This is a genomic window from Streptomyces sp. NPDC002870 (genome assembly GCF_042888505.1).
Classification (GTDB): Bacteria; Actinomycetota; Actinomycetes; order Streptomycetales; family Streptomycetaceae; genus Streptomyces.
The window spans coordinates 15,139-38,158 of sequence record NZ_JBIAPW010000052.1; the positions used below are offsets into that span (position 1 = coordinate 15,139).

At 70.5% G+C, this 23,020-nt stretch carries 21 protein-coding genes; 6 read left to right on the top strand and 15 right to left on the bottom strand.

Going from position 1 to position 23,020, the window contains the following annotated elements:
* Nucleotides 1-64: 64 nt before the first annotated feature.
* The 3 genes from ACFYWY_RS36165 to ACFYWY_RS36175 all read left to right on the top strand — a co-directional run bounded on the left by ACFYWY_RS36165 (nt 65) and on the right by ACFYWY_RS36175 (nt 4,150).
* Complete coding sequence (locus ACFYWY_RS36165) at nt 65-943, top strand: chitinase (protein WP_389195156.1); 879 nt, start codon at nt 65-67, stop codon at nt 941-943.
* Nucleotides 944-1,153: 210 nt separating this feature from the next.
* Nucleotides 1,154-3,928 carry an alpha/beta hydrolase family protein gene (locus ACFYWY_RS36170; protein WP_389195103.1) on the top strand — a complete coding sequence of 925 codons (2,775 nt, stop codon included), beginning with the start codon at nt 1,154-1,156 and terminating at the stop codon, nt 3,926-3,928.
* A 78-nt stretch (nt 3,929-4,006) separates the two neighbouring features.
* A complete protein-coding gene (locus tag ACFYWY_RS36175; protein ID WP_389195106.1) occupies nt 4,007-4,150 on the top strand; it encodes a hypothetical protein in 144 nt (47 codons plus the stop codon).
* 60 nt (nt 4,151-4,210) lie between these two features.
* On the opposite strand, the gene hemB is transcribed toward ACFYWY_RS36175, so the two are convergent.
* The 6 genes from hemB to ACFYWY_RS36205 form a co-directional block, all read right to left on the bottom strand.
* Nucleotides 4,211-5,212: a porphobilinogen synthase gene (gene hemB, locus ACFYWY_RS36180; RefSeq protein WP_389195109.1), complete on the bottom strand. Its 1,002-nt coding sequence runs from the start codon at nt 5,210-5,212 to the stop codon at nt 4,211-4,213.
* A gap of 380 nt (nt 5,213-5,592) precedes the next feature.
* Nucleotides 5,593-7,251 (bottom strand): uroporphyrinogen-III synthase, encoded by a 1,659-nt coding sequence (locus ACFYWY_RS36185; protein WP_389195112.1) that lies wholly within the window; start codon nt 7,249-7,251, stop codon nt 5,593-5,595.
* On the bottom strand, nt 7,248-8,228 hold the full coding sequence (gene hemC, locus ACFYWY_RS36190; RefSeq protein WP_389195115.1) for a hydroxymethylbilane synthase: 981 nt from the start codon (nt 8,226-8,228) through the stop codon (nt 7,248-7,250). Before hemC ends, ACFYWY_RS36185 begins: the two co-directional genes overlap by 4 nt.
* On the bottom strand, nt 8,225-10,111 hold the full coding sequence (locus ACFYWY_RS36195) for a glutamyl-tRNA reductase (protein ID WP_389195118.1): 1,887 nt from the start codon (nt 10,109-10,111) through the stop codon (nt 8,225-8,227). The genes hemC and ACFYWY_RS36195 overlap by 4 nt, the downstream gene beginning before the upstream one ends.
* Complete coding sequence (locus tag ACFYWY_RS36200) at nt 10,108-10,836, bottom strand: redox-sensing transcriptional repressor Rex (RefSeq protein WP_389195121.1); 729 nt, start codon at nt 10,834-10,836, stop codon at nt 10,108-10,110. The genes ACFYWY_RS36195 and ACFYWY_RS36200 overlap by 4 nt, the downstream gene beginning before the upstream one ends.
* Before the next feature lie 330 nt (nt 10,837-11,166).
* Entirely contained in the window at nt 11,167-11,442 is a 276-nt protein-coding gene (locus ACFYWY_RS36205) for a glutaredoxin family protein (protein ID WP_389195124.1), read from the bottom strand.
* A gap of 147 nt (nt 11,443-11,589) precedes the next feature.
* Between ACFYWY_RS36205 and ACFYWY_RS36210 the strand changes: the two genes are divergently transcribed.
* The 3 genes from ACFYWY_RS36210 to ACFYWY_RS36220 all read left to right on the top strand — a co-directional run bounded on the left by ACFYWY_RS36210 (nt 11,590) and on the right by ACFYWY_RS36220 (nt 15,232).
* A complete protein-coding gene (locus ACFYWY_RS36210; protein WP_389195127.1) occupies nt 11,590-12,540 on the top strand; it encodes an HAD family hydrolase in 951 nt (316 codons plus the stop codon).
* Nucleotides 12,541-12,984: 444 nt separating this feature from the next.
* Nucleotides 12,985-13,833, top strand: a complete 849-nt coding sequence (locus ACFYWY_RS36215; RefSeq protein WP_389195130.1) for an ECF subfamily RNA polymerase sigma factor, BldN family — start codon at nt 12,985-12,987, stop codon at nt 13,831-13,833.
* Between the two features lie 217 nt (nt 13,834-14,050).
* Nucleotides 14,051-15,232, top strand: coding sequence for a DUF5667 domain-containing protein (locus ACFYWY_RS36220; RefSeq protein WP_389195133.1), 1,182 nt, complete (start codon nt 14,051-14,053; stop codon nt 15,230-15,232).
* A gap of 224 nt (nt 15,233-15,456) precedes the next feature.
* On the opposite strand, the gene ACFYWY_RS36225 is transcribed toward ACFYWY_RS36220, so the two are convergent.
* The 9 genes from ACFYWY_RS36225 to ACFYWY_RS36265 form a co-directional block, all read right to left on the bottom strand.
* Nucleotides 15,457-16,515, bottom strand: a complete 1,059-nt coding sequence (locus ACFYWY_RS36225; RefSeq protein WP_389195136.1) for a lysophospholipid acyltransferase family protein — start codon at nt 16,513-16,515, stop codon at nt 15,457-15,459.
* 15 nt (nt 16,516-16,530) lie between these two features.
* Nucleotides 16,531-17,688: an NAD-dependent epimerase/dehydratase family protein gene (locus tag ACFYWY_RS36230; RefSeq protein WP_389195139.1), complete on the bottom strand. Its 1,158-nt coding sequence runs from the start codon at nt 17,686-17,688 to the stop codon at nt 16,531-16,533.
* Between the two features lie 196 nt (nt 17,689-17,884).
* Entirely contained in the window at nt 17,885-17,983 is a 99-nt protein-coding gene (locus ACFYWY_RS36235; protein ID WP_003948845.1) for a 30S ribosomal protein bS22, read from the bottom strand.
* A 122-nt stretch (nt 17,984-18,105) separates the two neighbouring features.
* Nucleotides 18,106-18,318, bottom strand: a complete 213-nt coding sequence (locus ACFYWY_RS36240; protein ID WP_014046653.1) for a helix-turn-helix domain-containing protein — start codon at nt 18,316-18,318, stop codon at nt 18,106-18,108.
* A gap of 128 nt (nt 18,319-18,446) precedes the next feature.
* Complete coding sequence (locus tag ACFYWY_RS36245) at nt 18,447-19,262, bottom strand: phosphatase (protein WP_389195142.1); 816 nt, start codon at nt 19,260-19,262, stop codon at nt 18,447-18,449.
* Nucleotides 19,263-19,310: 48 nt separating this feature from the next.
* On the bottom strand, nt 19,311-19,601 hold the full coding sequence (locus ACFYWY_RS36250) for a hypothetical protein (protein ID WP_389195145.1): 291 nt from the start codon (nt 19,599-19,601) through the stop codon (nt 19,311-19,313).
* A 205-nt stretch (nt 19,602-19,806) separates the two neighbouring features.
* Nucleotides 19,807-20,982: an acetoin utilization protein AcuC gene (locus ACFYWY_RS36255; protein WP_389195147.1), complete on the bottom strand. Its 1,176-nt coding sequence runs from the start codon at nt 20,980-20,982 to the stop codon at nt 19,807-19,809.
* On the bottom strand, nt 20,933-22,216 hold the full coding sequence (locus tag ACFYWY_RS36260) for an MFS transporter (protein ID WP_389195150.1): 1,284 nt from the start codon (nt 22,214-22,216) through the stop codon (nt 20,933-20,935). Before ACFYWY_RS36260 ends, ACFYWY_RS36255 begins: the two co-directional genes overlap by 50 nt.
* 43 nt (nt 22,217-22,259) lie before the next feature.
* A complete protein-coding gene (locus tag ACFYWY_RS36265; RefSeq protein WP_389195153.1) occupies nt 22,260-22,904 on the bottom strand; it encodes an HAD family hydrolase in 645 nt (214 codons plus the stop codon).
* Nucleotides 22,905-23,020 lie beyond the last annotated feature (116 nt).

The following is a 23,020-nucleotide window of genomic DNA, read 5'->3' on the forward strand; positions in this document are numbered from 1 at the left end:
CGCTCCGGGCACGGTCGTTGCCGCTCTAAGGAGTGATCGAGTGCTGAGACACCGCATCATCGCGTTGCTGATCGCGGTCCTCGTGGGAAGCGGACTGGCAGCGGTCTTCATGCCCGCCACCGCCGCCACCGCCGCCACCGCGGACGCCTGCACCTCCGCGCCGAACTGGTCAGCCGGTACTTGGTACGGCACTGGCAACGTTGTCAAATACACGGACGGCAAGTACTACATAGCCGAGCACGACAACCCGGGTTACGACCCCCTCATCAGCACCTGGTACTGGGACCCGTACACCTGCAGCGGTGGCGGGAACCCGGACCCGTCCGGGTTCGTCGTGAGCGAGGCGCAGTTCAACCAGATGTTCCCGAACCGGAATTCGTTCTACACGTACAACGGGCTGAAGGCGGCCCTCGGCGCGTACCCGGGCTTCGCGAACACCGGCAGCAACACGGTCAAGAAGCAGGAGGCCGCCGCCTTCCTCGCCAACGTCAGCCACGAGACGGGCGGTCTGGTCCACATCGTGGAGCAGAACCAGGCCAACTACCCGCACTACTGCGACTGGAGCCGGCCCTACGGCTGCCCGGCCGGCCAGGCGGCGTACTACGGCCGCGGCCCGATCCAGCTGAGCTGGAACTTCAACTACAAGGCTGCGGGAGACGCGCTCGGCATCGACCTGCTCAACAACCCCTGGCTTGTCCAGAACGACGCCGCGGTCGCCTGGAAGACCGGCCTCTGGTACTGGAACACCCAGAACGGTCCCGGCACGATGACCCCGCACAACGCGATGGTCAACCAGGCGGGCTTCGGCCAGACCATCCGCTCCATCAACGGCTCGCTCGAATGCGACGGCAAGAATCCGGCGCAGGTGCAGAGCCGCGTGAACAACTACACGCGGTTCACGCAGATCCTGGGCGTGCCGACAGGTTCCAACCTGTACTGCTGACGCCACCCCCATACAGACCGCGGGCCGGGGAGAACGCACCCCCCGGCCCGCGGTCAGCCATGTGAGCCCCATTTCGCGCCACAGTCACGGTGGCCACTCCCTGTTCACGCGCCCGCAGGCAACCCACGGGATCTTCTCCCCGTCCTCCGGGGTCAAGAGACTCCCGGGCCCAACCGGGCGTCCCAGTCGGGGGGTTGAGGAGAGAGAGCGTTGATACGTGCCCGGAGAATATGGGCCACCGCGATAGCGGTGCTCACGGTGGCGGGGGTGTCGCCGGCAGTGGCGCAGGCCCAGCCGCAGCCACCTGATGTCCGGCCCGCCACGGCGGCGAACGACGAGGACGGTCTGCCACCCGGCTGGCGGATCACGAACACCGACGGGGAGAGCGCGCTGGAGTGGCGTTCCCCGCGGCCGGTGCCCGCGGGTAACGCGCGCGTGGAGTTCCATGCCGACGGCAAGCTGGTCGGCGCGCCCGAGCCGGATGAGGACGGCCGGACCTTCCGGTTGCCGCTCTCCGAGGCGCGCACAGCAGACCTGGCGGACCTTCAGGTCCTGGCGGCCGGCCGGCGGCTGGACCAGAAGGCCGAAGGCGCCCGCGACCGGCGTTCCGCGCAACCCGCCGCCAAGCCGCCCGCCCAGCTCCCGGCTGGCTCCGTCGACCCGGGCAAGCCGGGCACGTACCGCACGGTCACCGGCGAGTACTCGCTCGACTCGATACGTCTGCCCGGCCTCCCCGCGCCCGTCGAGATGCGCGGCGTCGTCGTCGCACCGAAGGACGCCAAGGGCAAGCGTCCGGTCGCACTGTTCCTGCACGGCCGGCACGCCACCTGCTACGTCCCGGGCAGCGACGAGCCGAATATCGACTGGCCCTGCGCCAAGGGTTCCAAGCCGATCCCGAGCCACCGGGGCTACTTGCGCGACCAGAAGCTGCTGGCCTCCCAGGGCTATGTGACCGTGTCGATCTCCGCCAACGGCATCAACGGCCAGGACGGGAACCTCGAGGACGCCGGGGCGCAGGCGCGCTCCTCCCTGGTGCGCACCCACCTGGCCCGCTGGGCCGACTGGGCCGCCAAGCCGTCCGCGGCGCCCGCGGCCGTACGCAAGGCGCCGAAGGCCGACCTGTCCCGCGTCCTGCTCGTCGGCCACTCGCGTGGTGGCGAGGGCGTCAACCGAGCCGCCATGGACAGCCTCTACCCGCCCCCGGCCGGCCAGGACGGCTACCGCGGAAAGGTGCGCTGGCACATCCGCGGGACCGTGCTCATCGGACCGACGATCTTCGGCCAGAACCCGGTGGCGGACGTGCCGTCGCTGACGATCCTGCCGGGCTGCGACGGCGACGTCTCCGATCTCCAGGGCCAGGTGTACGCAGACGGCACCCGCGGCGTCAGCCGGGGCAAGGCCCTGCACAGCGCGGTCTACATGGTCGGCGCCAACCACAACTACTTCAACAGCGAGTGGACGCCGGGCCAGGCCCAGGCACCCGCCAACGACGACTTCTGGCACGACCCCGAGCAGCCGGACCCGGTGTGCTCGCCGGGCACCGCGACCCGGCTGACCGCCGACCAGCAGCACCGGGCCGGCGCCACCTACATCGCCACCGCGGCCCGGCTGTTCGTCGCCGGTGACGACCGGGTGCGCGAGCTGCTCGACGGCTCGGGCCGCCGCGCCCCCTCCGCCGACCCCGCGCGGGTGCTGACCCACGCGGTCGGTGCGAACCGCGGCGCCGGTTTCCTGCCGGACGGCTCCGTGAAGGTGACCGGCGGACGGCTGTGCTCCGCGATCGATCCCGACCCGCGCGCCGCCTGTCTGGACGCGGAGGCGGGGGGCTCCTCGCCGCACTTCGCGCACTGGGCGCCGGAACGCGAGACCGGCCGCCGCGCCGTGGCGCTGCGCTGGTCCGCGCCGGGCTCGGCGGTGAAGGTGCGTCCGGAGAAGCCTCTCTCCGTCAAGGGGGCCAAGAACCTCGCACTGCGCGTGTTCGTGCCGCCGAACTCCACCGGCACGCAGCTCGACGTGTCCGTCACCGACGCTTCCGGCAAACGGGCGAACCTCGGTCGCGTGCAGGTGGACGGCCTCCCGGGCAGCGACCGCACCGCCTCCTACTGGGCGCGCGAGGTGCGCGTACCGCTCACCGCGGCCACCCGCGCCGGCCTCGACCTGCGCCACATCGCCTCTCTGGAGCTGAGCCCGCGCACACGCTCCGGACAGGCGTGGCTGATGGACGCCTGGGCGTGGAGCCCAGGCACCCCCGCCGTGAAGGAAGCCTCCCTGGCCCGTGTCGACATCGGTCGCCTCAAGGTCAAGGAGGGCGACTCGGGCGTCCGCACGTACCGGGTGCCCGTCCGCGTGTCCGGGAAGGGCAGCGGCACGGTCCGGCTGTACGTCCTCGACCCGGCCACCGGCAAGTCGAAGGACCGGCTGGTGACAGTGCGGCCCGGTGGCAGCAGCATCGACGTGTCGGTGCAGGTGAAGGGCAACAAGCGGTACGCCTGGGACGTCTCCCACGACGTGCTCGTGAAGGCGGTGCGCGGGGCCGTCGTCGGCTCGCACGCCGGCGGGGTCACCGCCGAGAACGACGACCCGATGCCCAAGATCACGGTGAAGCCTGTCGCCGACAAGGTGACCGAGGGCCAGCCCCTCAAGTGGCAGATCTCCCTGTCCGTGCCCGCCGACGTGGAGATCACGAAGACGCTGCAGATCGTCCCCGTCCCGGACCGCACCGAGCTGTCCACCAAGGACGTCGACCGGCAGTGGCTGCTGGACCTGATCGGCCATGTCCCCGACGGTGAAGTCCCCCTGTCCCAGCTGGAGCACGCCAACGTGTGGGTGTCGGTACCGGCCGGGAAGACCAGCGCGGAGGTGACCGTGCCCACGATCCGTGACGAGAAGGCTGAGCCGACGGAGTACGTGGGCCTCCAGCCCACCGACGACGAGGGCGAACCGCACGGCCCGGTCCTGACCGGCACGGTGCTCAACGCGCCGTAGACGCAGCCGCGTTGCTCACGCGGGCGTGAGCCGGGACCCCGGCTCACGCCCGCGTCTGCCGCGGCCCTGCTCGGCGCGGTGCACCGGGTGCTGTTCCGGCGTATCCCGGAGCTCACCCTCGCGGGCCGTACCGACGACGACATCGCCCAGGCCGTCGCGGACGAGGCTGCCCGCGCCTTCGACATGCTCGAACCGGCCCTGGGGAACTACGCCGTTGCGTGACCGGCACGGCGGAGGGCCCGGTGCGCGTGCGTGCACCGGGCCGTCGGGAAGGTTCCTTCGTCAGCGACCTGCGCCGAGCCCCTGCGCGACTTCCGTCGCCCAGTAGGTGAGGATCATGCTCGCGCCCGCGCGCTTGATACCCAGCAGCGTCTCGGCGATCGCCTTGTCCCGGTCGATCCAGCCCTTCTCGGCGGCTGCCTCGACCATCGCGTACTCACCGCTGATCTGGTACGCGGCGACCGGCACGTCCACCTCGGCCGCGACCTTGGCCAGCACGTCGAGGTACGGCCCGGCGGGCTTGACCATCACCATGTCCGCGCCCTCTTCCAGGTCCAGCGCCAACTCCCGCAGGGACTCACGGACGTTGGCCGAGTCCTGCTGGTACGTCTTGCGGTCACCCTTGAGCGAGGAACCGACGGCCTCGCGGAAGGGGCCGTAGAAGGCGGAGGAGTATTTGGCCGTGTAGGCCAGGATCGACACGTCCTCCTTGCCGATGGCGTCGAGCGCATCGCGGATGACGCCGACCTGGCCGTCCATCATGCCGCTGGGCCCGACGACATGGGCGCCGGCGTCGGCCTGGACCTGCGCCATCTCGGCGTACCGCTCCAAGGTCGCGTCGTTGTCAACGCGGCCGTGCTCGTCCAGTACGCCGCAGTGCCCGTGGTCCGTGTACTCGTCGAGGCACACGTCCGACATGATCACGAGCTCGTCCCCGACCTCGGCCCGGACGTCCCGCAGGGCGACCTGCAAAATCCCGTCCGGGTCCAGACCCGCGGACCCGAGGGCGTCCTTCTTCTCGTCCTCCGGCACGCCGAAGAGCATGATTCCGGAGACTCCCGCCTCAAGCGCGTCGACGGCGGCCTTACGGAGAGTATCGCGGGTGTGCTGCACCACGCCGGGCATCGCGGAGATGGCGACGGGCTCGCTGATCCCTTCCCGTACGAACGCGGGAAGGATCAGATCGGCGGGATGCAGCCGGGTCTCGGCGACCATGCGCCGCATCGCGGGGGTCGTGCGCAGCCGCCGCGGCCGCGCGCCGGGAAAGGATCCGTACGCAGTCATAGCGGCAACGCTACGCCGGTCGGGAGGCCCCACGTACCGACAGCCCGTCGGCGCGGGGCCTTCCCTGGGGCTCCGCCCCAGACCCCGCGCCTCAATCGCCGGCGGGGCTGGATGTGCGGCCCTGACCGGGGCTCCGCCCCGCACCCCGCGCCTCAATCGCCGGCGAGGCTGGATGTGCGGCCAAGCCGCACATCCAGCCCGTCCGGCGTTTGAGGACACGCGCGCAGCGCGTACTGGGGTCTGGGGGCTTGCCCCCAGTTCGGGATGGGGGTACCTCCCACGCCCGCCAGGGCGTAGGGGGAGGGCGGGTAGGGGAACAGCCCCGCCGCAGGCGAGCCGCACCCCACCGCACCCGCCCCGCGAAACCCGCCCCGCCAGGGCTACGTCGTCCGTCTCCGGCGACCCCCCGGCCGCCGCTCACTCGGCCGCGTCACATGCTCCCCCGCCTCAACCGCCGCCGCCCGCCGCTGCGCGCCGAACTCCGCCAGCGCCTCCGCCAGCCTGTGCACCGACGGCTCCGGCGACAGCACATCCACCCGCAGGCCGTGCTCCTCCGCGGTCTTCGCGGTCGCGGGACCGATACACGCGATGACGGTCACGTTGTGCGGCTTGCCGGCGATGCCGACCAGATTCCGAACCGTGCTCGACGACGTGAACAGCACCGCGTCGAAGCCACCGCCCTTGATCGCCTCGCGCGTGTCCGCCGGCGGCGGCGACGCCCGCACCGTCCGGTACGCGGTGACGTCGTCGACCTCCCACCCGAGCTCGATCAGCCCGGCGACCAGCGTCTCCGTGGCGATGTCGGCGCGCGGCAGGAACACCCGGTCGATCGGGTCGAAGACGGGGTCGTACGGCGGCCAGTCATCGAGCAGCCCCGCCGCGGACTGCTCCCCGCTTGGCACCAGGTCCGGCTTGACGCCGAAGTCGACCAGTGCGGCGGCCGTCTGCTCCCCCACCGCGGCGACCTTGATCCCCGCGAAAGCGCGGGCGTCGAGCCCGTACTCCTCGAACTTCTCCCGCACCGCCTTCACGGCGTTCACGCTCGTGAAAGCGATCCACTCATAGCGGCCCGTCACCAGGCCCTTGACCGCGCGCTCCATCTGCTGCGGCGTGCGCGGCGGTTCGACGGCGATGGTCGGCACCTCGTGCGGCACGGCGCCGTACGAACGCAACTGGTCGGAGAGCGAAGCCGCCTGCTCCTTGGTCCGCGGTACGAGCACCTTCCAGCCGAAGAGCGGCTTGGACTCGAACCACGCGAGCTGGTCGCGCTGGGCGGCGGCACTGCGCTCACCGACCACGGCTATGACGGGCCGATGGCCCTCCGGGGACGGCAGCACCTTCGCCTGCTTCAGCGTCTGCGCGATCGTGCCCAGCGTCGCGGTCCACGTCCGCTGGCGCGTCGTCGTACCGGCGACGGTGACGGTCAGCGGGGTGTCCGGCTTGCGGCCCGCGGCCACCAGCTCACCCGCCGCCGCGGCGACCGTCTCCAGCGTCGTGGAGACGACGACCGTGGCATCGCTCGCGCCGACCTCGGTCCAGCACCGCTCGCTCGCGGTACGGGCGTCGACGAAGCGGACGTCCGTACCCTGCGCGTCGCGCAGCGGCACACCGGCGTACGCGGGCACGCCCACCGCGGTGGCGACACCCGGCACGACCTCGAAGGTAATCCCCTCCGCGGCGCACGCGAGCATCTCCTGACCTGCGTCGGTGTCCAGGCCCGGGTCGCCGGTCACCGCTCGTACGACCCGCTTGCCGCCCCGTGCGGCCTCCATGACAAGATTGGCCGCATCCCTGAGGACGGGGATTCCGGCGGCTGTTGACGCCTCGTCAACAACCGTCAGTTCAGGCGTGCTTACGCCCGCTCGTGCATGGCTGCGTACGACGTCGAGCACATCCGGCTCGGCGATCAGTACGTCGGCGCGCGCGAGCGCCTCGACGGCGCGCAGTGTCAGCAGTCCGGGGTCGCCGGGTCCGGCGCCGAGGAAGGTGACGTGCCCGTGTGCCGAGAACGTCGAGGATGTATTGGCGGTGGGGCTCAAAGTGCTCGCTCCCCCATAAGACCGGCCGCACCCTTGGCGAGCATCTCGGACGCGAGTTCGCGACCGAGCGCGATGGCGTCGCCGAGCGACGTGGGTACGGGACCGGTGGTGGACAGCTGCACCAGCGTCGAGCCGTCGGTTGTACCGACGACGCCGCGCAGGCGCATCTCAGTGACAACCTGTCCGTCGGCCAGCAGGTCGGCCAGCGCACCCACAGGTGCGGAGCAGCCGGCCTCCAGGGCGGCGAGCAGGGAACGCTCGGCGGTCACGGCGGCCCGGGTTTCCGGGTCGTCGAGCTCGGCGAGTGCGGCGGCGAGGTCTGTACCTGTTCCGGTGTTGCCGGCGGCACATTCGATCGCCAGGGCCCCCTGGCCGGGGGCGGGCAGGACGAAGTCGACGGACAGGAAGTCGGTGACGTCGTCGCTCCTGCCGAGGCGGTTGAGCCCGGCCGCGGCAAGCACCACGGCGTCCAGCTCCCCGCTGCGTACATATCCGATCCGGGTGTCGACGTTGCCGCGGATCGGCACGATCTCGATGGCCATGCCGTGGCTGCGGGCGTAGGCGTTGAGCTGCGCCATCCTGCGCGGCGAGCCGGTGCCGACGCGAGCGCCGGACGGCAGCTCGGCGAAGGTCAGGCCGTCGCGTGCCACCAGCGCGTCCCGCGGGTCCTCGCGCGGCGGCACGGCCGCGAGCGTCAGGTCGACGGGCTGCCCGGTGGGCAGGTCCTTCAGCGAGTGAACGGCGAAGTCGACGTCACCCCGCAGCACGGCGTCCCGCAGTGCGGTGACGAAGACTCCCGTACCGCCGATCTGTGCGAGATTCTCACGGGAGGTGTCCCCGTACGTGGTGATCTCGACGAGCTCGACGGCACGGCCGGTCAACTGGCGCACCGCCTGAGCCACTTGCCCGGACTGGGCCATGGCCAGCGCGCTGCGCCTGGTCCCGAGCCTCAGTGGCCTTTCGGCCCTCTCGGTCATACTCGCCCTCGGTTCTTGACATCGGCGTCATTCATGTCGGCCCGGCTGACGGAGGCGACCGTCTCCGGGTCGAGGTCGAAAAGTGTCCGCAGCGCGTCCGCGTACCCGGCGCCGCCGGGCTCGCTCGCGAGCTGCTTCACCCGCACGGTGGGCGCGTGCAGGAGCTTGTCGACGACGCGGCGCACCGTCTGGGTGATCTCGGCGCGCTCCTTGTCGTCCAGGTCGGGGAGACGGCCTTCGAGCCGGGCGACCTCACCGGCGACGACATCCGCCGCCATGGTGCGCAGGGCGACGACGGTCGGCGTGATGTGCGCGGCGCGCTGGGCGGCGCCGAAGGCGGCGACTTCGTCGGAGACGATGCCGCGCACCTGGTCCACGTCGGCGGCCATGGGGGCGTCGGCGGAGGCCTCTGCGAGCGACTCGATGTCGACGAGCCGGACCCCGGCGAGCCGGTGGACGGCGCCGTCGATGTCCCGCGGCATGGCCAGATCGAGCAACGCGAGCCGTACGCCCGCGGTGCGGGTCTCCCGGCCGGCCGCTACGACGACGCGGCGGGCGGCCCGGTCCGCGTTGTCGACCCAGGTCCCGTGCTGCGCAAGGTCCTCAGCGTGCAACTGGTCCAGCCCCACAGGGCAGCTCTCAGCGAGCCCGCCGTCGGCACGCCCTTCGGCCATGTCCGCAATCGCCGGACGGGCTGGAAGATTCAGCCCCTGGGGGTCCCCGGGGACGAAGTCTGGGGGAGTCTGAGGCGCGGGGCTCGGGGCGGAGCCCGCATCGGACCTGTCCGCGGTCCGGGCTTCCGGCCCGGCGAAGCCGGAGGGGGTACCGGCGGCCGGGGATGCGGCCTGGCCGGGCTGCGCGGCCGGGTCGTCCGCGGCCGTACGGCCGTACGCGCCCGCCGCGCCCGCGCCCGCGCCCGCGTCCGCGACGCCGGAGCCCGACGACGCCGAGCGGTCCGCGATACGCCCGTCCCTCGCCGCCATCGCCGCGAGGCGGGCCACCAGACTGCCGTCCGGGGCGCGCAGATCGTCCCGCGCCTGCGGGGCGGACGGGACCGCGAGTGCCGCCGCGACCGATTCCGCCGTCAGGACCAGGCCTGTCGCACCCGTGCAGGACACCGCCGCATCGGCACGTGTCAGCTCTTCGGCGACAGCGGCCATCGTCACCGCACGCACCGTCATCCCGCCCGGCTCGTTCAGCACCGCCGCCAGCCGCTCCGCGCGCTCCAGCGTCCGGTTGGCGATGACGAGTTCTCGTACGCCCAGCCGCGCCAGCGTCGTCGCCGCAAGCGAGGACATCGAGCCCGCGCCGATGACCAGCACCCGCTTGCCCGCGGCCCAGCCCTCGACGTCCGCGCCGTCCGCCAGCTGCTCCAGGCCGAACGTGACGAGCGACTGGCCCGCCCGGTCGATCCCGGTCTCGCTGTGCGCGCGCTTGCCGACGCGCAGCGCCTGCTGGAAGAGGTCGTTGATCAGCCGGCCCGCGGTGTGCGTCTCCTGGCCCAGCGCGAGCGCGTCCTTGATCTGCCCGAGGATCTGTCCCTCGCCGACGACCATGGAGTCGAGCCCGCACGCCACCGAGAAGAGGTGGTGGACGGCCCGGTCCTCGTAGTGCACATAGAGATACGGAGTGAGCTCCTCGAGCCCGACCCCGCTGTGCTGCGCCAGCAGCGTCGACAGCTCGGCGACACCCGCGTGGAACTTGTCCACGTCCGCGTACAGCTCGATGCGGTTGCACGTGGCAAGCACCGCCGCCTCGGCCGCGGGCTCCGCGGCCAGCGTGTCCTGGAGCAGCTTGATCTGCGTGTCCGCGGCGAGCGAGGCCCGCTCCAGCACGCTCACCGGCGCACTGCGGTGGCTCAGTCCGACGACCAGAAGGCTCATGCCGGCATCACGGCGGGCATGTCCCCGTCCGGTCCCTTCCGGCCTGCCGCGGCCTCGGCCTCCTCGCCGGCCTTCCGCTGCTCGTGGAAGGCGAGGATCTGCAGCTCGATCGAGAGGTCGACCTTGCGCACATCCACGCCGTCCGGCACGGAGAGGACGGTGGGGGCGAAGTTGAGGATGGAGGTGACGCCGGCCGCGATCAGGCGTTCGCACACCTGCTGCGCCGCGCCTGCGGGCGTCGAGATGACACCGATCGACACCCCGTTGTCACTGATGATCTTCTCGAGCTCGTCGGTGTGCTGGACGGGCATCCCGGCCACCGGCTTGCCGGCCATCGACGGGTCCGCGTCGATCAGCGCGGCGACGCGGAAGCCGCGGGAGGCGAACCCGCCGTAGTTGGCGAGCGCGGCGCCGAGGTTACCGATGCCGACGATGACGACCGGCCAGTCCTGGGTCAGGCCCAGCTCGCGGGAGATCTGGTAGACGAGGTACTCAACGTCGTAACCGACGCCCCGCGTCCCGTAGGAGCCGAGGTAGGAGAAGTCCTTGCGCAGCTTCGCGGAGTTGACCCCGGCCGCGGCCGCGAGCTCCTCGGACGAGACCGTGGGCACGGACCGCTCGGACAGCGCGGTCAGGGCGCGCAGGTACAGCGGAAGCCTGGCGACGGTGGCCTCGGGGATTCCTCGGCTACGGGTCGCCGGTCTGTGATTTCGGCCAGTTGCCACGGTGCTCCTGCGGGATGAGCGAGGCTGCAGGCGGCCGTACGTCCAAGGACCGCCCCGTCGAATGCAGGCTATGTCTTTGTGAACGCGTGCACAAAGATGGTGTCCGTTTTGTCCGTGCAAAGTGACCGGGGTCACGCGATTCGGGCGCGCGACCCAGGAACCACGAACCGCACCGGTCCGTTGAAGATCCGAAGGGTGCAAGACCGCACACACTCCTCACGAATATGCCCCGAGACAGCCCACTGTGCCCTGCCCGCATCGGGTCCCGATAGAGCCGTGCCCGCCGGAGAATTCCCGCCAGAACGGCCCCGATCGTGACGAACATTCCGGTCACGCCCCCAGCGCGCGGCGCAGTCGCCCGGCGTCGACACGCCAGAAGGTGTGCTGCTCCCCGTCGACCAGGACAACCGGAATCTGCTCCCAGTACGCCCGGTGCAGCGCCTCGTCCTGAGTGATGTCCTTCTCCTCCCAGGACGCACCCGTCTCGGTGCACACCTCCTCGATCACGGCCCGCGCGTCGTCACAGAGGTGACATCCCGGCTTCCCGATCAGCGTCACCACGCGTTCGCCGGCCTTCTTCTTGGTACGCCGCAACACAGGACTCATGCAGCCATTCTCCGCCCGCGTCCGCGCGGTGGGGCCCCCAGTCCGGTACATACGGAATCACCCGTTTAACGGACCGGTCGCGGAGAGTTCACGCCATGGCATTCCGGCGTGTCGGGAAGTGACGAACAGACTGGCTATGCTCACGACATGGCCGCACTGGGATGGCTCACCCCCCGTAGACGCTCCGCCACCGCGCGGAGCGTGCTCGCAGGCGAGGCAGCGGCCGAGGCAGCGCGCAAGTCGTCGCAGCAACTCGAGGCGCTCGACGCACTCGAGGCTCGGGACGGCACTGCCCCGGCCCGCGAACCGGAGTTCCCCGTCACCGGGGACGACCGGGCCGCAGCCTTCTTCGACCTCGACAACACCGTGATGCAGGGCGCCGCGATCTTCCACTTCGGCCGCGGCCTGTACAAGCGGAAGTTCTTCCAGCGCCGCGAACTGGCCCGGTTCGCCTGGCAGCAGACGTGGTTCCGGCTCGCCGGCGTCGAGGACCCGGAGCATATGCAGGACGTCCGCGAGTCCGCCCTGTCCATCGTCAAGGGCCACCGCGTCTCCGAGCTGATGAGCATCGGCGAGGAGATCTACGACGAGTACATGGCCGACCGCATCTGGCCCGGCACCCGCGCCCTCGCCCAGGCGCACCTCGACGCGGGCCAGAAGGTCTGGCTGGTGACCGCGGCTCCGGTGGAGACCGCGACGATCATCGCCCGCCGCCTCGGCCTGACCGGCGCACTGGGCACCGTCGCCGAGTCGGTGGACGGCGTGTACACCGGCAAGCTCGTGGGCGAGCCGCTGCACGGTCCCGCCAAGGCAGAGGCGGTGCGCGCGCTGGCCGCCGCCGAGGGCCTGGACCTGACGCGCTGCGCGGCGTACAGCGACTCGCACAACGACATCCCGATGCTTTCGCTGGTGGGACATCCGTACGCCATCAACCCGGACACCAAGCTCCGCAAGCACGCACGTGCGCTCGAATGGCGGCTGCGTGACTACCGGACAGGCCGCAAGGCCGCCAAGGTCGGCATCCCGGCCGCGGCCGGCGTGGGCGCCATCGCGGGCGGGACGGCCGCCGCGGTCGCCCTGCACCGCCGCCGCCGCTGAACGCTGCGGCTAGCGCTGCGACTGACCGCTGCGGCTGACCCGTCTGGCTGCCCCCTCCGGAGGCTTCCGCCGACTTCGGCCGACTGTGGGCCGACTTCGGCTGACCCCTTCGGCCCACGCCGGGGCGGACGACGCGCCGGGGGCCAATCCGGGCCCCCTACCCGGGCAGGCCCCCGGCCAGTCCTGTTGCCACCGGCCGGGCACAACTCACCGCACGATAAGACAGATCGTGTCGCAATTCGATCAACAAGCGCTCACAAAGTGTTACTTGATGCGCCGCAGAGGCGTAAGAGAAGCGACGGAAACGACGATTTGGGCAACTGGGTGTAGCACTGCCTGTACGAAGCGTTATTCTCCTCAGACGCATGAAGGATCCCACCAGTCATCACGACGGGTGAATGATCCCGCACTGCACGTGATGGAAGCTCTGCCTCTGGGAGTCCCGTGTACCCACACGTCGGGGTTGACGCCTCGGGCCTGGCTACGCTGCGCGCAGCGGTCCTCGACCACTTGCGCGGCTTCGTCCCCACCGCGTACGCCGTCCCCGCATTCGCCACGCCCCGCCTTGCCGTAAGCGGCCCTGCCGCCCCCTGCTACGCCCTGGCCGACGGCATCGAGAAGGTGCCGGGGCGCAGTGCCGTCGTCGAGGGGCGGAGGTCGGGCGGCGGGCGGGAGGTCGGCAGACGGGGCAGCCGGGGAGGCTCCGGCGCCTCGACCACCGCCCGCCGGCCCAGCGCCGACAGCGACAGCGCCCGCATGATGGACCTGGTCGAGCGCGCCCAGGCGGGCGAGGCCGACGCCTTCGGCCGTCTCTACGACCAGTACAGCGACACCGTCTATCGCTACATCTACTACCGCGTGGGCGGCAAGGCGACGGCCGAGGACCTCACCAGCGAGACCTTCCTGCGCGCCTTACGCCGTATCTCCACCTTCACCTGGCAGGGCCGCGACTTCGGCGCCTGGCTGGTCACGATCGCCCGCAATCTGGTCGCCGACCACTTCAAGTCCAGCCGTTTCCGGCTGGAAGTGACCACCGGCGAAATGCTCGACGCCAACGAGGTCGAGCGCAGCCCCGAAGACTCCGTCCTGGAGTCCCTGTCGAACGCCGCGCTGCTGGAAGCGGTCCGCAAGCTCAACCCTCAGCAGCAGGAGTGCGTGACCCTGCGCTTCCTGCAGGGCCTCTCGGTCGCCGAGACGGCCAGAGTGATGGGCAAGAACGAGGGCGCGATCAAAACCCTCCAGTACCGAGCGGTGCGTACCCTGGCCCGGCTCCTCCCCGACGACGCCCGCTGAACCCTCAACTCACAATCGGTGACGCCTCGATGACGCACTGGTCCGATCATCTGTCGCGCGTAACCCAAGTGCCGCGACGCTCGTTGTGCGGGATGCAGACTCCCTGTGGTCACGCCATGCCCACAGCCACTCACTCGATCGTGTGGATGTGCTCAAGGCGTGCAACCTTCCGGACCCCGAGGGGAGTCGATCGTCATGACGAGAGGAGGTGCCGCCAGTGATCGGACAAGTTTCGGCGCACCGGCGGGCGAACGCCTTCGCCCAGGCCTTGGAAGACCAGGCGGCCGAGCAGCCCGCGGAATCGGTCGAACCGACCGAGCACGGACGGCTGTTGGCTCTGGTGAACGGTCTCGGCGAGCTGCCGAAACCGGAGCTGGACCCCGAGGTCAAGGTGGTGCAGCGAGCACAGCTCGTGGCTGCCATGGAAGAGATGTTCGCCTCGGGAGGTGCGTCCGCGGGCTCTACGGTGCCCGGGCAGCGGACGACCGGCCGAGGCGCCCATCGGGCCTCCCGGCTCCGGAAAATGCGCCCGCGCTCACGCTGGTCGAAGGGGATCGCAGCCGGCGGTCTCACCGTCGGCGTCGCCGCGGGGGCGTTCAGCGGAGTGGCTGCTGCCAGTTCCGAGGCCCTTCCGGGTGACTCGCTGTACGGGCTGAAGCGTGGCATGGAAGATTTCAAGCTCGGCATGGCGGACGACGACTCCGACCGCGGCGGGCTCTACCTCGACCAGGCCTCCACCCGCCTCAGCGAGGCCCGCCGCCTCATGGAGCGCGGCCGGGCGGGCGACATGGACCACGAGTCGCTCGGCGAGGTCCGCCGCGCGCTCAACGGCATGCGGCACGACGCCAGCGAGGGACACCGCCTGCTGAGCGCGGCGTACGAACGGGACGGGTCGCTCGGCCCGATGGCGACGCTCAATTCGTTCTCCCGGTCCCACCGCGACGCGTGGAACGGACTTCGCGACCGGCTGCCGGTCCAGCTGACCGATGTCGGCGACGAGGTGAACTCCGTCTTCGAGGCCATAGACCAGGAGGTCGGCCCGCTGGAGTCGATGCTGCCCCGGCCCCCGGAGAAGGGCCGCGCCTCGCAGCAGCCCGACTCGGCCACGCAGGACACCGGCCGGACCTCGGGCCCTGGGCCTACGACACCGTCCGCAACCGGGACGGGCGACAACCACCCCGGCGAGGTCGGCTGGCCGCGCCCGTCCGGTTCGGGCACCACGGCGGACGAGGGCCTGCTCGGCGGGAACACGGGCGGCTTGTTCGACCCCCCGGCGAACGGCGCGTCACCGCCCCCGTCCGGCAAGCACTCCACGCCGCCGCAGCCGGATGTCACGATCCCGCCGCTGCTGCCGGGGATCCTGCCGGGGCTTGGCTTCGAGAGCGAGGACGATCAATAGGTCACAGGTGAGGGCGGCTGCTCCGAGGGGGAGCAGTCGCCCTCACGCATGTCCCGAGGAAGCCCAGGTACCAGCAGCAGCCAGGTCTCAGAAGAACACCGACCGGCGCTGCACCAGCAGCTTGACCTCTCCTGTCTGCCGCCCTCGCGCCGCTCCGCGGGCTTCGGACAGCTGCGCCGGACTCCGTCCGCCGAGCACCGCACCGCCGCGCGGCAGCCCAGGTCTCAGAAGAACACCGACCGGCGCTGCACCAGCAGCTTGTACAGCGTGTGCTGGATCTGCTCCCGCACCTGGTCCGTCAGGTTGAACATCAGCATCGGATCCTCCGCCGCCTCCGGCGGATACCCGTCCGTCGGGATCGGCTCGCCGAACTGGATCGTCCACTTCGTCGGCAGCGGCACCGCACCCAGCGGCCCGAGCCACGGGAACGTAGGCGTGATCGGGAAGTACGGGAAGCCCAGCAGCCGCGCCAGCGTCTTCGCGTTGCCGATCATCGGGTAGATCTCCTCCGCCCCGACGATCGAGCACGGCACGATCGGCACCCCCGCCCGCAGCGCCGTCGACACAAAGCCGCCGCGCCCGAACCGCTGAAGCTTGTAGCGGTCGCTGAACGGCTTACCGATGCCCTTGAAGCCCTCCGGCATCACCCCGACGACCTCACCGCGCTGCAGCAGCCGCTCCGCGTCCTCGGTGCACGCCAGGGTGTGACCGGCCTTGCGAGCCAGCTCGTTGACCACCGGCAGCATGAAAACCAAGTCCGCGGCGAGCAGCCGTAGATGACGGCCCGCCGGATGGTTGTCGTGGACGGCGACCTGCATCATCAGCCCGTCCAGCGGCAGCGTCCCCGAGTGGTTGGACACCACCAGCGCCCCGCCGTCGGACGGGATGTTCTCGATGCCCTTCACTTCGACCCGGAAGTAGTTCTCGTACAGCGGCCGGACCAGCGACATCAGGACCTGGTCGGTGAGCTCCTTGTCGTACCCGAACTCGTCGACCTCATAGTCACCGGTGACCCGGCGGCGCAGGAACGCAAGACCGCCCGCGATCCGCCGCTCCCAGCCGGCGCTCACGCCCACCCGCTCCTTGGCCGCCGGTGGCTCCTGGCCAATCGATTCGGCAGCCCGCACCGGCCCCTGAGCAGGCACGGGGCTGACCGGAACCTCGCGTACCGCCGCGGGCTCGGCCTTCCGGCGGCCGCCCCCCGCGGGGCGCCGCCGCGCCGATCGCTGCGCGCTGCCGCGCGAACGGTCGTCGTCGAACGGAATGACCTTGGCGTCCGCCATCGTTGGCTGCGCTCCTTATTCGGCGTCGCTCTGAGTCGTCTTGGTGGGCTTGGTGGTCTGCGTGGTCTGCGTGGTTTTGGCGTTCCGGGCGGCCTGGGCCGTGGCATCCGTCTGCCCGGCTCTCGTACGCGCATGCGCACCGCCCACGAAGGGCAGCGCCTCCGCCACCTTGTCCACCGCCCTCGCCAGGGTCTCCGGCGGCAACAGCCCCGGCCCCCGGCTGCGGGCGAAGTCCGCGAAGGCCTCCGCGGTCGTGTACTTCGGGTCAAAGCCAAGTGTCTCGCGCATCTGCGAAGTGCTCACCACCCGGCCGTGCGTGAGCAGCCGGATCTGCTCGGGCGAGAAGTCCGTGATCCCGACCGTGCGCAGCGCGGAGCCGACCCAGGTGACGGCGGGCAGCAGCACCGGCATCGTCGGCCGCCCCAGCCGCCGTGAGCACTGCGAGAGCAGCAGCACGCCGTCGCCCGCGACATTGAACGTGCCGCTGTTGAGCGTTCCGCGCCGCGGCTCGTGCAGAGCGATCCGCAGCACGTCGATCACGTCATCCTCGTGGACGAACTGCAGCCGGGGGTCGTAGCCGAAGACGGTCGGCATGACGGGCAGCGAGAAGAACTCGGCGAGCGGGGAGTCCGCGCACGGGCCGAGGATGTTCGCGAAGCGCAGCACGCACACCGCGACGTCGGGCCGCCGCCGGGCGAAGCCGCGTACGTATCCCTCGACCTCCACCGCGTCCTTCGCGAAGCCGCCGCTCGGCAGGGACTTGGGCGGGGTGGTCTCGGTGAAGACGGCGGGGTCGCGGGGCGCGGAGCCGTACACGCTCGTACTGGACTTGATCACCAGCCGCTTGACCGTCGGCGACTTCTGGCAGGCTCCGAGCAGTTGCATGGTGCCGATGACGTTGGTCTCCTTGACCGTCGTACGGCCGCCGGCGCCGAGCGGCGTACCCGTGACGTCCATGTGCACGACGGTGTCGACGGCATACTCGGCCAGCACCCGCGCTATCGCGGGCTGGCGGATGTCCGCGCGGACGAAGTCGGCCCCGCCCAGATGATGCTGGGGGCCCACCGCGTCGACGCCGATCACCCGGTCCACCTCGGGATCCCGCTGGATGCGCCGTACGAGACGGCCTCCGAGCTGCCGGGCCACTCCGGTGACGAGCACGACCTTCCCCAAGACCAGCGCCTTCCCATAGGTCCGCCTAGGTCCACCTTTACGCGTCACCGTAGCGGTTCGGTGTTGCGCTGTGATGACCGCACGACGCACTTTCGTCGGCGTCGCAGAAATGGACGCAAAAGTGGGTCGCCAAAACACACCGCGGCCCTCCCACCGTTCTGGTGGAAGGGCCGCGGCGACACGTACAGCCTGTCGCTTACTTCTTGTTACGACGCTGAACGCGGGTGCGCTTGAGCAGCTTGCGGTGCTTCTTCTTCGCCATCCGCTTGCGCCGCTTCTTGATAACAGAGCCCACGACTACCCTCGCTCACTTCTCTTCACTCGGTGCGGGGCGTCTGGGCCCACACGACCTACGTCGGCCTAGCCTACCTGCCGCCGAGTGAGGGACGTAATCCGAGGGGAACCGACCGGCCCCGCCTACGCGGATTCCACCCCCACGAAGGATTCGCGGAGGTACTCGTGAACCGCTTGCTCCGGAACCCGGAAGGACCTGCCCACCCGGATCGCCGGCAGATGACCGCTGTGCACCAACCGGTACACGGTCATCTTCGACACTCGCATCACCGAGGCGACTTCCGCCACGGTAAGGAACTTGACCTCGTTAAGAGGCCTCTCGCTGCCAGCAGCCATGACCCACCTGTACCTTCCGCACACGACGCACACCGGCTTCCCCTCCGGTGACTCTTCGTCGCTGTGCGCTCACTCCCCAGACTAGGGGCGGGTGATGCGAGTGGGGAAGAGGAGCAGCCATCGGCCGCCTACTGTGACAGACACGCTCGATTGAGTACATAGCGAGTAAGCGGTCGGTAGTAATCAGACCGCACAGCGTCATCAAGCGGAACGGCTACGGACACCCGCCCCTCGGCCTCGCCGACGAACAGCGCGGGATCGTCCGTATCGGCCAGGCCGATGGCCTCAATCCCCAGCTGACCTGCCCCGCAGACCCAGCCATGGTCCCCGACGACCAGCTCGGGCAGCGGTCCGCCGCACTCCGCGACGCCCTCCAGGGCGACCCGAACCGGGAGCGGTGAGTGGGTATGTGCGCCGGTCCCACTGCCGGCCCCCCGTGCGCCGGGTTCCCGCATCAGCGCGACTCCTCGCGCGTATTCAAGGTTGTACGTGCGTACGCCGAACCGGGTCGTTATGTCGACACATCGCCCCTGCGCGGGGGTGAGTACGAGACACCCCGCCGCCGACAAAGCGTCTGCCAGCTCGGCGTAGAACCCGAGCAGCCGATGCGGATGACCGGTCCCGAACAGCACGGCACCGCGCCGGGCGGCCACCTTCCCAAGCCTCTCGGCGAACGCGACGAGCCCACTCAACGTCCGCTCCGGATCGATGACATCGGGCCCGGCGGTGTGTTGGGGGTCGTCAGAAACCCCGCACTTGTCGGCCATCAGCGCGATCAAGTCACGCTCGCCCCAGTCCCATTCGGGATCGAGCCCGAGGGTGACGCGGGGATCCCTGGCGGCGAAGAGCCGATAACTGCGCAGACTCTCCTCCCGCGACGTGGCGACGGGCCCGGCCAAGCGAGCAGCCAGGAGATGCGCACGTAACGCTCCGGTACTCAACACGCTGCTGATGCTCCCGCACGGCTCTGATCCGGCGGGCCAAAAGGCTGGTCACGCCGCACAGTTGGCGTAACGGAGAATGGGCACGCCGCGCAGCGGCCCGGTCGCACCGCGAACGGCCGCATTGCGAACGGGCAGCACGGCGAGTGCCAGCACGGCGAACGGCAGAACCCGGAGACGTCGGCACCGCGCAGATGTCGGCACCGCGAAGGGCAGCACTTCGAAAGCCGGCGCCCCGCCCAGGGCCCGCCCCGCGAACGCCGACACCGCGATTGCCGACACCGCGAATGCCGACACCGCGCAGGGCCGCACCGCGCAGGGCCGCACCGCGAAAGCCCGCACGGGGAACGCCCGCACCGCGCAGACGTCGGCACCCAGGACCGGGCGGCCCCGCCCGCAGACTCCCGCCACGTGGACCCGGGACCTGGGACGCGCCCTGCGGACCCCCACAACCGAGGCCGGGGACCCGCCCCGCAGACTCCCGCCACCGGGGAACCCCGGGCCCGCCCCGCGGCCCCCACAACCGGGGGCCCGGCACCCGCACCCCCTACGCCAGCAGCCCCCGCAACGGAAACACCGCCCGCCGCGTAGCCAGCACCGCCTGATCAACGCGATCCGCCGGGTCGTACCCTTCCTCCCAGGCCCGCCACACCGGCTCCCGCCCATCCGTCATCCGCCCCGGCGCCACCCGCCGCGTCCGCGCATACACCTCATCCCGCCACGACGACGGAATCACCGACTCCGGCTCCACCGGCGCATGCCCCGCGATCCCGACCAAATGCGTCCACGACCGTGGCACCACGTCCACCACCGCGTACCCGCCGCCCCCCAGGGCGACCCAGCGCCCCCCGTCCACGTACTCGTGCGCCAACGCGTGACAAGAGGTCTGCACGGCCCGCTGCGCATCCAACGACACAGCCAAATGCGCCAGCGGATCCTCGAAGTGCGTATCGGCCCCGTGCTGAGTCACCAGCACCTGCGGCCGGAAGTCCGCGAGCAACTCCGGCACCACCGCGTGAAACGCCCGCAGCCACCCCGCGTCGCCCGTCCCCGCCGGCAGCGCCAGATTCACCGCGCTGCCCTCGCCGGTCCCCGGCGCTCCCGTCTCCTCCGGCCATCCCGTCCCCGGAAAGAGCGTCCGCGGATGCTCGTGCAGCGACACCGTCAGCACCCGCGGGTCGTCCCAGAACGTCGCCTGCACCCCGTCGCCGTGATGCACATCGACATCCACATACGCGACCCGCTCCGCCCCCAGCTCCAGCAGCCGGGCAATGGCCAGCGACGCGTCGTTGTAGATGCAGAACCCCGCCGCCGAACCCGGCATCGCATGATGCAGCCCGCCCGCGAAGTTCACCGCGTGCGCCGACTCCCCGCGCCACACCGCCTCCGCCGCCCCCACCGACTGCCCCGCGATCAGCGCCGACGCCTCATGCATCCCCACGAACGCCGGGTCGTCCATCGTGCCCAGCCCGTACGCCTGGTCCGCGGCCCGGGGATCCGCCGACGCCGCCCGCACCGCCGCCACATAGTCCTCGCGGTGTACGAGCCGGAGCGTCGAGTCCCCGGTCGGCTTGGCGGCCACCACATCGACCTCACGATCAAGCCCGTACGCCCGCACCAACCCCATGGTCAGCGCGAGCCGCACCGGATCCATCGGATGGCCGTGCCCGAAGTCATACTTCGTTACCGCCTCGTCCCACATCAACAACCCGCGGCCGCTCATGCCCGCCACCGTATCCGGCTTGTTGCGTTTCGAACGACCGGGCATACCGCAACGTCACCAGCACCAACACCATGGGAACGACCATCGCCCAGCGATAGCTCCACGCATCCCCGAGCGCCCCCACCAAGGGCGAACCGACCAGAAACCCCACATAGTTGAATACGTTCAGCCGCGCCACGGCCGCATCACTCGCCCCAGGACCGCCGCTCTCCACAGCCAGCCGCCCCGCCGCCGCGAACGTCTGCGGCACGATCACACACAGCCCGAGCCCCAGCATCGTGAAGCCGAGAATTCCCGCCCAGGCCCCCGGCGCCACGGCCACCACCCCGAACCCGGCCGCCGCGAGCACGGTCCCGCACCGCACAACCGCCACCGCCCCGAACCGCCGCACCCCAAGATCCCCGACGGCCCGCCCGAGCAGCGTCGTGACCATGTAGGCGTTGTACGGAACGGTCGCGAGCTCCTCCGAACTCCCCAGCACGTCCTGCAGATACTTCGCGCTCCAATTCGAGACGGTCGAGTCCCCGATGTACGCGAAGGTCATGACCAGACACAGCGGCAACAACAGCTTGAAGGCAACCCCCTGCCCCTCCAGGGCCCCTTTCCGCGCCGCATCCCCACCCCGCTCTCCACCCCGACCCCCACTCGGCCCCCTGCTCTGCTCCCCGCCCCGCTCTCCGTCCGCGTACCACCGGCTCCCGACCAGCGCCGCCGGCAACAGCACGCCGGCCACCGGCAGATACGACACGAGCAACGACAGATCCCAGTGCGCACCGACCCACGCGAGCGAGGCCCCGGCGATCCCGCCCAGGCTGTACGCCGCGTGGAAGCCGAGCATGATGCTCCGCCCGTAGGCCCGCTGCAGACTCACCCCGAGCATGTTCATGGACGCGTCCAGCGCTCCCACCGCCAGCCCGAACACGCCGAGCGCGAGCGCCACCTGCCATATCTCGCTCCCGGCCGCGACCCCGAGCAGCGCCAGGACCACGACGGGCTGGGCCCACCGCAGCACGACACTCGGCGCGACCCGCCTCACCAGCCGCTCGGTGACCACACTGCCCACCCCGGCGAGCAGGGGCACGGCCGCCAGAAACACGGGCAGCAGCCCGTCGGATATCCCGTACCGGTCCTGGATGGCGGGGATACGCGTCACCAGCAGCGCGAAGGCCACTCCCTGCGCGAAGAAGCTCAACCCCAAGGAGGCCCGACCATGCCGCAACCGCGCATCTGTCATGGCCGCACAGCGTAGGCCGCTCAAATACTCATGGGTAGATAGATCACGCAAGCAGTGCGGGCAACTCCCCCATCGCCCCGAAGTAGCCATTGGCCCCATCGAGCTTCCCGGCCGCCGTCATCGCCGTGAACCCGTACACGTCCATCCCGGCCGCCCTGGCCGCCGCCACCCCGAGGGGACTGTCCTCCACAACCACGCACCGCTCCGGTGCGACCCCCATCCGCTCGGCGGCATACAGAAACAGATCCGGCGCCGGCTTCCCCCGCCCCACATCCTGCGCACTGAAGACCGTCCCGTCCTCGAACCACCGGTCAAGACCGGTCTTCCGGTGCCCGACCCGGATCCGCGCGTGACTCCCGGACGACGCGACGCAGTACGACACCCCGTCAGCGACCAGCTTCTCCAGCACCTCCGTCACGCCGTCCACGACGGTCAACTCCCGCTCGAAGGCGGCAAAGACGCGAGCATGCAGGGTGTCGTCGAAGTCCACGGGCAACGACTGTCCGGTCCGCTCCTTCACCAGATCGTGCACGCGGTGCACAGCTGCCCCCATGTAGTCACGAATGGACTCTTCGTACGAGGTGGGGTGCCCGAGCTCGGTGAGGTAGCCGGCCAGAATGGTGTTGGCGACGGGTTCGCTGTCGACGAGCACACCGTCGTTGTCGAAGATCACAAGGTCATAGCGCATGACTTGGACCCTAAACGCAGAAAAGCCCCGCACCAAAATGGTGCGGGGCTTTCCCACAAAGATTGTTCGGCGGCGTCCTACTCTCCCACAGGGTCCCCCCTGCAGTACCATCGGCG